General features: G+C 63.9%; 9 protein-coding genes. 4 read left to right on the top strand and 5 right to left on the bottom strand.

Translation table 11 applies throughout. The annotated features are described in order from the left end of the window. Positions 1–4: 4 nt before the first annotated feature. Positions 5–3,148, top strand: coding sequence for a multidrug efflux RND transporter permease subunit (locus AC3WUT_RS14485; RefSeq protein WP_492347776.1), 3,144 nt, complete (start codon positions 5–7; stop codon positions 3,146–3,148). A gap of 4 nt (positions 3,149–3,152) precedes the next feature. Then, positions 3,153–4,568: an efflux transporter outer membrane subunit gene (locus tag AC3WUT_RS14490; protein ID WP_492347777.1), complete on the top strand. Its 1,416-nt coding sequence runs from the start codon at positions 3,153–3,155 to the stop codon at positions 4,566–4,568. 311 nt (positions 4,569–4,879) lie between these two features. On the opposite strand, the gene AC3WUT_RS14495 is transcribed toward AC3WUT_RS14490, so the two are convergent. Then, positions 4,880–5,989 (bottom strand): S1C family serine protease, encoded by a 1,110-nt coding sequence (locus tag AC3WUT_RS14495; protein ID WP_492347778.1) that lies wholly within the window; start codon positions 5,987–5,989, stop codon positions 4,880–4,882. A gap of 128 nt (positions 5,990–6,117) precedes the next feature. Further along, positions 6,118–7,254, bottom strand: a complete 1,137-nt coding sequence (locus AC3WUT_RS14500) for a GlxA family transcriptional regulator (RefSeq protein ID WP_492347779.1) — start codon at positions 7,252–7,254, stop codon at positions 6,118–6,120. Here AC3WUT_RS14500 and AC3WUT_RS14505 point away from each other — a divergent pair. Next, positions 7,253–7,615: a DUF6616 family protein gene (locus AC3WUT_RS14505; RefSeq protein ID WP_492347780.1), complete on the top strand. Its 363-nt coding sequence runs from the start codon at positions 7,253–7,255 to the stop codon at positions 7,613–7,615. The two genes, AC3WUT_RS14500 and AC3WUT_RS14505, sit on opposite strands and share 2 nt — an antisense overlap. A gap of 23 nt (positions 7,616–7,638) precedes the next feature. Further along, positions 7,639–8,319 (top strand): DJ-1/PfpI family protein, encoded by a 681-nt coding sequence (locus AC3WUT_RS14510; RefSeq protein ID WP_492347781.1) that lies wholly within the window; start codon positions 7,639–7,641, stop codon positions 8,317–8,319. A 67-nt stretch (positions 8,320–8,386) separates the two neighbouring features. Here the strand turns inward: AC3WUT_RS14510 and AC3WUT_RS14515 are convergent, their stop codons facing one another. The 3 genes from AC3WUT_RS14515 to hpaI form a co-directional block, all read right to left on the bottom strand. Continuing rightward, the gene (locus tag AC3WUT_RS14515; protein ID WP_492347782.1) at positions 8,387–9,943 is read right to left on the bottom strand and encodes an acyl-CoA synthetase; all 1,557 of its coding nucleotides are present in this window, start codon (positions 9,941–9,943) and stop codon (positions 8,387–8,389) included. Between the two features lie 97 nt (positions 9,944–10,040). After that, complete coding sequence (locus tag AC3WUT_RS14520) at positions 10,041–11,468, bottom strand: FAD-binding oxidoreductase (protein WP_492347783.1); 1,428 nt, start codon at positions 11,466–11,468, stop codon at positions 10,041–10,043. 32 nt (positions 11,469–11,500) lie between these two features. Next, positions 11,501–12,304, bottom strand: coding sequence for a 4-hydroxy-2-oxoheptanedioate aldolase (gene hpaI / locus AC3WUT_RS14525; protein WP_492347811.1), 804 nt, complete (start codon positions 12,302–12,304; stop codon positions 11,501–11,503). Positions 12,305–12,324 lie beyond the last annotated feature (20 nt).

Here is a 12,324-nt window from a genome sequence, read left to right on the forward strand (position 1 = left end):
CACCATGTCCCAGTTCTTTATCAAGCGCCCGGTTTTTGCCTGGGTGATCGCCCTGTTCATCGTTCTGTTCGGTGTGATCGCGATTCCGATGTTGCCGATCGCCCGTTATCCGTCGGTGGCTCCGCCTACGGTCAACATCACGGCTGTCTACCCAGGTGCATCCCCGCAGACCATGAACGATGGGGTGATCAGCCTCATCGAACGTGAGTTGTCCAGCGTCAAGAACTTGCTCTACTTCGAATCGTCAGCAGACACCTCTGGAATGGCTTCGATTGTGGCCACATTCAAGCCCGGCACAGAGCCAGCACTGGCTCAGGTGGATGTGCAGAACAAGATCAAGGCGATTGAGCCACGACTGCCACAGGCCGTGCGTCAAAATGGCTTGACCATTGAGTCGGCCGCCTCAGGGTTCCTGATGATCATCAGCCTGACCTCGGAAGAGGGTCGTTTCGATGAGACTTCGCTGAGCGACTACATGGCTCGGAACATCGTCGAAGAGCTTCGTCGCATCGAGGGGGTGGGCAAAGTCCAGTTGTTTGGTTCCGAGCAGGCCATGCGCATCTGGGTCGATCCCGCCAAGCTGATCTCATACGGCTTGACGATGAACGACTTGTCGTCGGCCATCGGTCAGCAGAATGCACAGATCGCCCCAGGTGCGGTCGGTGCATCGCCCGCCCAGGCTGGGCAGCGCGTCACGGTTCCATTGACAGTCCAAGGCCAGTTGAGCACTCCGGAGCAGTTCGCCGACATCGTGCTTCGCGCCAACACCAATGGCGCCAAGGTCACGATCGGTGACGTGGCAAGGGTCGAGTTGGGGGCTCAGTCCTATGGTTTCATCAACCGTGAGAACGGAAAAACGGCCACGGCAGCCGCGGTGCAACTGTCACCTGGAGCCAATGCGGTGCGCACAGCGCAGGGCGTGCGGGACCGGCTGCAGGAGCTGAGCCAAACCATGCCAACTGGCATGGGCTATTCGGTTCCGTTTGATACGGCGCCGTTCGTGAAAATTTCCATCGAAAAGGTGCTCCACACATTGCTCGAAGCCATGGTGCTGGTGTTCCTGGTGATGCTCCTTTTTTTGCAGAACATCCGATACACCTTGATCCCTGCCATCGTGGCACCGATTGCTTTGCTCGGCACTTTTGCTGTGATGTTGGTTGCCGGTTTCTCGATCAATGTGCTCACGATGTTCGGTATGGTGCTGGCCATTGGCATCATCGTCGATGATGCGATCGTGGTTGTGGAGAACGTCGAACGGATCATGGCCAAGGACGGATTGGGACCACTTGAGGCCACCACGAAGGCGATGTCAGAGATCAAGAGTGCCCTGATCGGCATCACTCTGGTATTGACCGCCGTCTTCATCCCCATGGCGTTTGCCAGCGGGTCGGTGGGCGTGATCTACAAACAGTTCACCTTGTCGATGGCCGTGGCTATTCTGTTCTCGGCGTTCCTGGCGCTGACCTTGACGCCGGCGTTGTGCGCGACGCTGCTCAAGCCTATCGAATCGGGACACATGGAAAAGCGGGGCTTTCTGGGCTGGTTCAACCGTCGATTTGACCGTATGAATGCTCGCTACGAATCCCACGTCCGCCGGTGGGTCACCCATGCCGGTCGTGTCATGTTTGTGTTCATTGCACTTTCCGCTGGCTTGCTGGTCGCGTTCCGACACCTGCCCTCTGCATTTCTGCCGGAAGAAGATCAAGGGTACTTCATGTCGGTGATGCAGTTGCCAGCCGACTCCACCATGGAGCGCACGCTTGATGTTGTGCAGAGGTTTGAAAGGTACACGGCTGGGCGCGCTGCTATCCAGTCCAACATGTCCGTGGTCGGGTTCGGCTTCTCTGGCTCGGGCTCCAACGCTGCCATGGCTTTCACCATGCTCAGTGACTGGGAGAAGCGCGACGGTGCCACGGCCAAAGGCGAGGTCGGATCGGCCCAGGCGGCCATGGCTGGCATCACAGAGGGCACTTTCATGAGCTTGATGCCACCCGCGATAGACGAGTTGGGCAACAACTCCGGATTTGCCCTGCGCCTGCAGGACCGGGCGAACCAGGGGTATGCGGAGCTGAAGGCTGCAGAGGCGAAGCTGTTGGAGCTGGCTTCCCAAAGCCAAGTCGTCACCGGTGTCTACCCAGACGGTCTGCCGCCGGGCACCAGCATCCGCTTGGACATCGACAGGCAGAAGGCCGAGTCGTTGGGCATTCCTTTCTCTTTGATCAGCGACACCTTGTCCGCTGCCATGGGCTCGTCCTATGTGAATGACTTCCCAAATGCAGGTCGGATGCAGCAGGTGATCATCCAAGCTGATGCACCTGCTCGGATGCAGATCGACGACGTGCTCAGGCTCTACGTGCGCAACAGCAGTGGCGGCATGGTCGCGCTCAAGGAGTTCGTCAACCCGGTTTGGACTGACACTCCCCTGCAATTGGTGCGGTACCTGGGTTTTCCTGCCACCCGTATATCCGGCAATGCGGCGCCAGGCGCTTCCAGCGGGGATGCGATGGCCGAAATGGAGCGGCTGGCCCGGCAACTGCCGCCCGGCTTCGCTCTGGCATGGACCGGCCAATCCTTGCAGGAGCGACAGTCCGCTGCCCAGGCACCGATGTTGATGGCCCTGTCCATGCTGGTTGTGTTTCTCGTGCTGGCTGCGCTCTATGAGAGTTGGGCCATTCCACTGTCGGTGATGCTGGTCGTTCCGTTGGGGCTGCTCGGTGCATTGGGCGCGGTCATGCTGCGTGGCCTGCCTAACGATGTGTTCTTCAAGGTCGGCATGATCACGGTGATCGGACTGTCCGCCAAGAATGCGATCCTGATCGTGGAGTTCGCCAAGCAATTGCATGATCAAGGCAAGGGACTGGTGGCGTCGGCCGTGGAGGCTGCAGCCCTTCGCTTGCGTCCGATCCTCATGACCTCGCTTGCCTTTGGGTTGGGGGTGGTTCCCTTGATGCTCGCTTCGGGCGCGAGTGCAGAGACTCAGCACGCGATTGGTACGGGGGTATTTGGTGGCATGCTCACCGCGACCGTGCTGGCCATCTTCTTTGTGCCCTGTTTCTTTGTGTTCGTGATGGACTTGAAAGAGCGCCTCCAGCACGGGAGAACAGCCGTCAGATCCAACACCTCAACTGCACCCGTTCAGGAGGGCTGAGACCATGCGATTCCTTATTCTCCCGTTGGTCCTGTCCCTGTCCGCCTGCTCACTGACGCCGGCACTGGTCAAGCCGTCGGCTCCCGTCCCAGTGGCCTACCCTCAGCGTGAGGGGGCTGCAACCACAACGCATGGAGCCGACCTGGGTTGGCGCAGCATGTTTGTCGACCTTCGTCTGCAGCAACTCATCGCGCTTGCCCTCGACAACAATCGCGACCTTCGCCTGGCTGCGCTCAACGTCGAGGCCGTGCAAGCCCAATTGGGGATACAGCGTGCCGCTCGCTTGCCGGGCGTCGAGGTGGGCGCGACGGTGGCTCGTCAGCGAACCACTGCCAGTGGTGGATCCACAACCGGTGTTCCTGCAGCAGTCCAGAGCCAGCACGGCTTGAGCCTGGGCATGAGCGCCTTCGAGGTCGATTTATTTGGACGCGTGCAGTCTCTGTCGGACGCGGCATTCGCACGTTACCTTGCAAGTGATCATGGACGGAGAGCCACCCAAATCGCTCTTGTTGGAGCGGTGGCGGATGCCTATTTTGCTGAGCGCTTGGCGCAGGAGCAACTCGCGTTGTCCGAGCGCACGTCGTCAGACTGGCATCAATCACTGGACCTGGTTCGACGCCTCAAAGAAGGCCGACAAAGCAGTGCATTGGATATCGCTCAGGCGCAAGGCCAGGTTGCAACGGCAGCCGCCGATGTCGAGGAGCGCAGGAGAGGCCTGGCGCGCGCCAGCAACGCCCTTCGACTGTTGACCGGCACAGACGTGCCCGGCAAGCTGCCGACCGGACTCCCGCTTCAAAGCCAGCAGGTGGTCGTCCAGTTGCCTGAAGGTCTCCCTTCGGACCTGTTGTATCGGCGCCCCGATATTCAGCAAGCCGAGCAAGCCCTCGTCGCGGCGAATGCGGACATCGGGGCTGCCCGGGCTGCCTTCTTTCCGCGGCTTTCATTGACCACCTCGCTCGGGTATACCAGCCCCTCAATAGGCGCGTTGTTCGATGGGGGGCAGCGCGCATGGACCTTTTCGCCCCAGATAACAGTCCCGTTGTTTTCGGGGGGGCGGTTGCGTTCTGAGTTGCGACTTGCTGAAGTGCGGAAGTCAAGTGCCGTGGCAGAGTATGAACGAGTGATCCAAACTGCTTTCCGAGAAGTGGCCGATGGACTTGCTGGGCGAGAAACTTACTCAGCTCAATTGGAGTCTCAAAGTCGCGCGGTTTCCAATGCTGAGCGTCGGGTCTTTTTGGCCAGTCTGCGCTACCGTGCTGGGGTCGATGGCCGGCTTGAATTGCTAGACGCTCAGCGTCAGCTTTATTCAGTTCGTCAGATCCAACTGGATCTGCAGCGTCATGAATTCAGCAATGCGGTGGCGCTTTACAAGGCTTTAGGCGGAGGTTTGATGGATGCCGAAGTAGACAATGGTCCCTGAGGCGGTATCGGCCGGACGCCACTTTGGCGGTATGAGGTTTTGACACGGAGAGGAGCACCCTACCTTGCCCAGTAGCGTCTGCTCATGGCCACAGCAGCCATTCAATGTGTGAGGATCGAGTCGCGAAAGGTTGGCAAGACAGTTTTGCTGGAACGGACTCGGCGCGACAGCACCAGTCACTTCCGGTTGTCGTTGTTGTGCTCTTGGTGAGAGGCTGCATTTCCGGTCGTTCGGGTGTCACCTTTGTCTTCGCCAACTGGGGCGGTCAAGGTGTGGCAGCCTCACGTTCGTTGAGGCATTCAGCCCGCCCGTCAATCCTCGGACTCGGCCAGCGTCACGGCCTGGCGGCGGGTGCTGCCGGCGCGCCACAGGGTCAGGGTGCAGGTCTGGCCCGGTTGCAGGCGCTCCAGGGCGGTCAACAGGTCGTCCATGGTCTCGACCGTGTCACCCTCGACCGCGGTGATCACATCGCCGGCCACGATGCCGGCGTCGCCGCGGCTGAAGGCGCGCAGGCCGGCCTTGGCGGCCGGGCCGTTGCGTTGCAGTCGCACGATGGCCACGCCCTTGGGCAGGCCCAGCGCCCGGTTCAGGTCGGGGCCTGCGCCGCTCAGACCCAGGGTCGGGCGCACCAGGCGGCCATCGCGGATCAGGCTGGGCACGATGCGGTTGACCTCATCCACCGGAATCGCAAAGCCGATGCCGGCACTGGCCCCCGAGGGGCTGTAGATCGAGGTGTTCACCCCGATCAGGCGCCCGGCCGAATCCAGCAGCGGCCCGCCCGAATTGCCGGGATTGATCGCCGCATCGGTCTGGATGGCGCCCTTGATGGTGCGCCGGGTCACCGATTCGATCTCCCGGTTGAGCGCGCTCACGATGCCCAGGGTCAGGGTCTGGTCCAGGCCGAAGGGGTTGCCGATGGCGTACACCTGTTGGCCCACCTGCAGCTCGCGGCTGCTGCCCAGGGGCAGCGGCCGCAGCTTGGCAGCGGGTGCGTTGATGCGCAGCACGGCCAGATCGCGGTCGGCAAAGGCCCCCACCAGCTCGGCCCGGTAGCTGCTCTGGTCGGCCAGCGTGACGCGGGCGGCTGCCGCCCCCTGGATCACATGGAAATTGGTGACGATGTGGCCTTGGGTGTCCCAAACAAAGCCGGTGCCCGTGCCCTGGGGGACCTGTTGCACATTCATCGAGAACACGTCGCGCTCCAGGCCCAGCGCGGTGATGTTCACCACCGAAGGCGAACTGCCCTTGAACACATTGATGTGGTTGAGCTCTTCGGCCCCCAAGGGCCCGCGCGGGCTCACCGCCCGGGGGGCGGCGGGCGTGCGGGCCTCCAGTGGGGGCGTGGCCACGAGTAGCAGACTGGTGCAGACCAGGGGCAGAACAAAGTGCAGGGCGGCGAAGGGGCGTGGCTGCGATCTCATGCCGTGACAGAGTGGATTTCTGAAGCCGGGCTTCTTAACCATCCGCGACGTGTGTGAGGGGTATTTTCCGCAGGATAGGTATCGCATGCTGGGTTGCTTGCTTCGGTCTTAGGCTACTGGGATGATTCTCACGCGCTGCGCTGTCGGTGGTAATTCTCGGGTGTGGTTCCGCGCACCCTCAGAAAGACGCGTCTCAGGTTCTGTTCGGTGCCGAAGCCGCAGTGCCGTGCCACCTGCTTGAAGGTGATGCGATCATCCGCCATGACCCTCAGCGCCGCTTCTAGGCGCATGGCCTCCACGGCCTTGGCGGGCGTGCAGCCAGTCTGTTCGGTGTAGCGGCGTGCAAAGGTGCGTGGAGTCATGCCCACCCGTTCGGCGAGCACCTCCACACGCAGGTCTTCGCTCAGGTGGTCCATGATCCACGCATGAAGCTGACTGAAATGCGGGTCTGACGCCGCCTGACTGGAGAGCGCAGCCGAAACCTGTGCCTGCTCACCAGTCCGTTTCACAAACATCAGCAGTGAACTGGCCACAGCCATGGCGGTGGCGTGCCCCTGGTCCTCCTCCAGCAAGGCCAGCCCGAGGTCCAGCCCGGCCGTGAAGCCGCCGGATGTCCAAAGCTCGCCGTCGCGCAGATAAACCCTGTCGGGCTCCACCTGCAGATCCGGATAGCGGCTCTTCAGTGCATCTGTGGCCTGCCAATGCGTGGTGACCCGCCGCTGCCCGATGAGGCCGGCCTCGGCAAGCAGGAAGGTTCCGGTGCAAATGCCGCACAGGCGTCTGGCCCGTCGACCTTCCCTGGCCAGCCAGTCGATCACATCAAGGGGCAAGGGGGGGCGATCGGGTGGCCCGCCACCCGGCACCATCAAGGTCTCGATTGTGGCTGGGTCGATCGCAGAGAGCGGTGTGGTCGCGAGGGTGATGCCCGAGAAACTGGTGATGGGTCGGCCATGGACCGACGCGATCACCACCTGGTAGGCACCTTGGTTCGGTCGTGGGTGGAATCGGGTGGCCACCGAGAACACATCGGCGGCACCGCAGATGTCTGAGGCGGTGACTTCGTCGAAGGCGAGGATGACAACGGTGCTTGGGCGAGCCGCCGGCGAGAGCAGTGACATGGGCAGCGATGCGACGGAAGTGGGGAATGGCGGATGCAGGGGCAGCCTCGGCGGTGGCGGAATTTGACTGTCTTTTGTCTGGCGCGTCAATGGCGCGGCTTCTATCCTGCAACTGCCTTCAATGACACACGACAGGAGAATTCCCATGGAACACATCTTCATCGAACTCTGGAAGTTCAATGACCGCTGGACAGGTGCTGACCTCGACACACGCACCCGCTACGTCCAGGAACTCATGCCTTCGGTACAGGCCATCATGGATGCAGGCGTCGAGATCATCGCCTGGGGCTACAACGACCTCGACATCGATCACCGTGCGCCCTATGACGCCTTCGGCGTTTACCGCATGCCCAACCGTGCCCTGTTCGATGAGTTCCAGCAAGCGGTGTCCGCCTCCGGCTGGTATGACTACTTCGATCACGTCAATGCAGGAGGCCCGCCGATCCCACCCGGCGCCATGCTGGGACAGCACATTCAATTGGTGAGGCCGACCACGATCACGGCGTGAACAACCTCTGACGGAGACGATACATGAAAATTCTCGCGACCCTGTTCCCTGGCTTCACCGCCATTGACTTGATCGGTCCGACCAACACCTGGATGTTCATCCCGGGCGTGCAGATTCAGATCGCGGCAGTCACGCCGGGCCCTGTGCCCACCGACATCGGCCTCACCATCAATGCCACCCACGACTTCGATACCTGCTTTCAGGCGCCGGACGTGCTACTGGTCCCGGGTGGTGCCCGCGGCGTGTTCGATGCCCTGCAGGATGATGCGTTGGTCGACACCATCTCCCGCCTGGGCACCAAAGCAGGCTGGGTGACCAGTGTCTGCAACGGTTCATTGCTGCTGGGAGCCGCAGGCTTGCTCAAGGGCTACAAGGCCGGCTGCTACTGGTACTCACGCGAATATCTGCGACAGTTCGGTGCGCAGCCCATCAACGAGCGCATTGTGATCGACCGCAACCGGGCCACCGGTGGAGGTATGACTGCCGGCATCGATTTCGCGCTGGCCATGATGGGCCATTGGGGGGGCGACTTCTCGGGGCAACTGGCCCAGTTGTGCATGGAGTATGCGCCTCAGCCCCCATACAGCGCCGGGCTGCCCGAGCTTGCACCGCCTGACGTGCTGGCGGCGGCCCGAGACATTCTGGCCAAGGAGATGCCCAACGAAGTGGCTGACGCGACCGCCAGACGACGTGGCTTCATCTGATTCCGCCTGATCGGCATGCCGGGCCCAACGCCCGGTACGGGCTGAATCGTGCGCGCGAACGACACCATCAAGTCTGGACGAGCTCCAAGCGCAATTGCCGCTTCAGCAGCTTGCCACTGGGGTTCTTGGGCAGGGCCTCGACAAACACCACGCGCTTGGGGCATTTGAAGCCGGCCAGGTGGGCGCTGCAATGGGCCATCACCTCAGCCTCATTCAGGGCCAGGCCGGCCTTCACCACCACCACGGCGGTCACCGCCTCGACCCAGCGGGCGTCGGGCAGGCCTACCACTGCCACCTCGCTGACCTGGGGCAGGCGGTAGATGGTTTCTTCGACCTCGCGGCTGGCCACGTTTTCGCCACCGGTCTTGATCATGTCCTTTTTGCGATCGACCACCGTGATGTAGCCCTCGGCGTCCACCGTGGCCAGGTCGCCGCTGTGGAACCAGCCCCCCTCGAAAGCGGCCCGGGTGCGTTCTTCGTCATGGAAGTAGCCCAGCATCAGATGCGGCGAGCGGTGCACGATCTCGCCCACCTCGCCGGCGGCCACATCGCGCATCTGGTCATCGACCACCCGGGTCTCCACATTGGTGACGGCGCGCCCGCACGAGCCCGGTTTGCGCAGCTGGTCATCAGGGCCCAGCATGGTGGCCAGGGGCGCGATCTCGGTCTGGCCATACAGGTTCCACAGTTGCACGCGCGGCAGGCGCTGGGCCAGTTCCTTGAGCACCTCCACTGGCATGATCGAGGCGCCGTAATAGCCCTTGGCCAGGCTGGCCAGCCGCTGTTCGCTGAAGGCGGGCGAGCGCAGCAGGGCAATCCATACCGTGGGCGGGGCAAAGAAGCTGGTGATGCGGTGGGTTTCGATCAGGTCCAGCAAGCGATCGGCGACTGGCCGCCCGGTGATGATGTTGGTGGCGCCCACGTAAATGGCGGGCCCGAAGAACACGTCTAGCTGGGCGCAGTGGTACAGCGGCAGGGCATGCAGCATCAGGTCGTCGCGGGCAATGGCCGCGTCCATCACGCAGCTCACGTACTGCCACAACACCGCATCGTGGGTCAGCATGGCGCCCTTGGGGCTGGACTCGGTGCCGCTGGTGTAGACGATCTGGGCCAGATCGGTGCTGTCGGGGCCAGTGGCCTGCAGCGTTGCGTCACAGCGCGCCAGGTGGTCGAAATCGAGCATGTCGGGTTCGGGCTCAGTGGGCTCCTCGGTGGGCAGCCAGATGAACTGCCGCACCTGGGTCTGCAAGGTGGCGGCCTGGCGTGCCACCGGGGCAAACTCGGAGTCGGTGGCCAGGGTGCGCGCACCTGCGTGGCGCAGGATGAACGCCACCTCGTCGGCCTTGAGCATGAAGTTGATCGGCACCAGCACGGCCCCCAGGCGGGCCAGGGCAAAGCGCATGGCCGCAAAGGCGTGTGAGTTGCGCGCCAGCAGGGCCACGTTGTCGCCAGGGGCAATGCCCTGTTGGGCCAGGCCGGCCGCCAGGCGGGTGACCAGGGCGTCGAATTCGCTGTAACTCCAGCGGGTGGCACCGCACACGATGGCGGTCTTGTTCGGCAGGCGCTGCGCAGTACGGCGCAGGATGTCGCCCAAGGTCTGGCGACGGCTGAGAGAAGGGTTCATGGCGGCGGCAGGGTTGGTGAAGGCAGCCCCCATCTGAACCGCCGCCGCCGGCACTGGCAATCGGTGAAAGCCTGGGGAGCCTGTTGTCAGCCCGGCCTCATACCGCCGGCAGCATCTTTCCGGGATTGAGCAGGCCCTGCGGGTCCAATGCCCGCTTCACCTGCCACATCAGGGCCAGTTCCACCTCGGATTTGTACAGGCGCAGGTCGTCGCGCTTGGCCACACCGATGCCGTGTTCGGCCGAAATCGAGCCCTGCAGGCGGTGCACGAGCTGGTCCACGGCGGTCGAGACTTCGGCGTAGTGGGCGTCCAGGTAGTCGCGCGCCGGGGTGTTGGCGGGGCGCAGCGGGTTGAAGTGCACGTTGCCGTCGCCCATGTGGCCGTAGATCACCATGCGGCTGCCTGGGGCCAGGGTCTGCACCTGCTGGCTGGCCTGTTCAATGAAGGCCGGGATGTCCGACAGCGGGACCGACACATCGCATTTGATGCTGCCGCCGGTGCGGGTCTGGGCGTCCGAGATTTCTTCGCGCAGGCGCCAGAAGGCCTGCACATCCGACAGGCTGGCGGCCAGCGCGGCGTCTTGCACCCAGCCTTGTTCCATGCCGGTTTCGAGCACGCCCGTCAGTTGGGCGTCCAGGGCGGCCTGCTCGCCGGTGGAGCTGAACTCCATCAGCACCATCCAGGCCGGCTGGCCCGCCAGTGGCGGGCGGGCACCGCCCAGGTAGTCGCAGACCAGGGCCATGGCGTCGGCCGAGACCAGTTCGAAGGCGGTCACATGAGGGCCGGCCAGTTGCTTGGCCAGGCCCAGCAACTGCACCGCGGCCGCCGGGTCGCTGACCGCCACGAAGGCCGCGGACACGGCCCGCGGCTGCGGGTAGAGCTTGAGCACGGCGGCGGTGATGATGCCCAGCGTGCCTTCCGAGCCGATGAACAACTGCTTGAGGTCGTAGCCGGTGTTGTCCTTGCGCAAGCCGCGCAGGCTGGAGTAGATGCGCCCATCGGGCAGCACGGCCTCGATGCCCAGCACCAGATCGCGCATGTTGCCGTAGCGCAGCACTGCGGTGCCACCGGCATTGGTGGCCAGGTTGCCGCCGATCTGGCACGAACCCTCCGAGCCGATGCGCAGCGGGAACAGGCGCTTGGCCTCGTCGGCCGCGGCACGGGCGCCGCTCAAGGTCACGCCGGCCTGCAGGGTCAAGGTGTCGTTGACGGTGTCCACTCCCAGCACCTGGTTCATGCGGCGCAGGTTGAGCACGATGGCGCCCGAGTCGCGCTCGGGCACGGCACCGCCCATCAAAGAGGTGTTGCCGCCCTGGGGCACCACACGGATGCCGTGGGCGTGGCAGCAGGCCATGACTTGGCTGACCTCTTCGGTGCTGGCAGGCAGTACCACGGCCAGCGCGTCGCCCCGGTAGAGCTTGCGGTAGTCGGTGGTGAAGGATTCGGTGTCGACCGTGGCGGTGAGGCAGTGGGCGGCACCGACGATCTGGCCCAGGGCCTGGAGGGTTTCAGCGGAGGTAGGCATGGCAGATGACGTTGTGAGGCGTGTGGCGGGGCTCAGTAGGCCGCACCGGTGGCCGGCGCTGCCACGGGGGCGGTGTTCAGAAAGCTGGCGGCCAGGCGACGGGCTGCCTGAGCGTACAGCAGCACGTCGACCCCGGTGGCGACGAAGGTGCAGCCCAGTTCCAGGTAGCGGCGGGCCAGGACCGGGTCGGATGTCAGGGTGCCGGCGGCCTTGCCGCTGGCGATGATGGTGCGCATGGCGCCTTCGATGGCGGCCTGCACCTCGGGGTGGCCCGGGTTGCCGCGGTGGCCCATCGACGCGGCCAGATCGGCCGGGCCGATGAAGACACCATCCACGCCGTCGACCTCGCAGATGGCCTGCAGATGGCTGAGCGCGGTCACGGTTTCGGCCTGCACCAACAGGCACACCTCGCTGTCGGCCACCTGGAGGTAGTCGCCGCGGGCGCTCCAGCGGGAGGCCCGGCCCACGGCGCTGCCCACGCCGCGGATGCCCTGGGGCGGGTAGCGGGTGGCACTGACCACCTGGGCGGCCTGCTCAGCGGTGTCCACCATGGGCACCAGCAGGTTCTGCACACCGATGTCCAGCAGTTGCTTGATCAGCGCCGTGTCGGCCTGGACGGCGCGCACCACGGGCTGAGCCCGGTAAGGGGCCACGGCCTGCAGCGCGGCCAGGGTGCTGCGCAGGTCATTGGGGGCGTGCTCGCCGTCGATCAGCAACCAGTCGAAGCCGGCGGTGGCGCTGACCTCGGCCAGGTAGGGGTCGGCCATGGACAGCCACAGACCCACCTGGGCCTGGCGTTGTTGCAGGGCGTATTTGAAGGGGTTGCCGCTGGGCAGGCTGGTGGGTGTCATGGCTT

The organism is Curvibacter sp. EU05-FHT14A10, from assembly GCF_058791075.1.

Coding starts and splice junctions, on each gene's coding strand:
- AC3WUT_RS14520 (WP_492347783.1), bottom strand. CDS start 11,468: ATGCCTACCTCCGCTGAAACCCTCCAGGCCCTGGGCCAGATCGTCGGT.
- AC3WUT_RS14495 (WP_492347778.1), bottom strand. CDS start 5,989: ATGAGATCGCAGCCACGCCCCTTCGCCGCCCTGCACTTTGTTCTGCCC.
- AC3WUT_RS14505 (WP_492347780.1), top strand. CDS start 7,253: ATGGAACACATCTTCATCGAACTCTGGAAGTTCAATGACCGCTGGACA.
- AC3WUT_RS14490 (WP_492347777.1), top strand. CDS start 3,153: ATGCGATTCCTTATTCTCCCGTTGGTCCTGTCCCTGTCCGCCTGCTCA.
- AC3WUT_RS14485 (WP_492347776.1), top strand. CDS start 5: ATGTCCCAGTTCTTTATCAAGCGCCCGGTTTTTGCCTGGGTGATCGCC.
- AC3WUT_RS14500 (WP_492347779.1), bottom strand. CDS start 7,254: ATGGGAATTCTCCTGTCGTGTGTCATTGAAGGCAGTTGCAGGATAGAA.
- AC3WUT_RS14510 (WP_492347781.1), top strand. CDS start 7,639: ATGAAAATTCTCGCGACCCTGTTCCCTGGCTTCACCGCCATTGACTTG.
- AC3WUT_RS14515 (WP_492347782.1), bottom strand. CDS start 9,943: ATGAACCCTTCTCTCAGCCGTCGCCAGACCTTGGGCGACATCCTGCGC.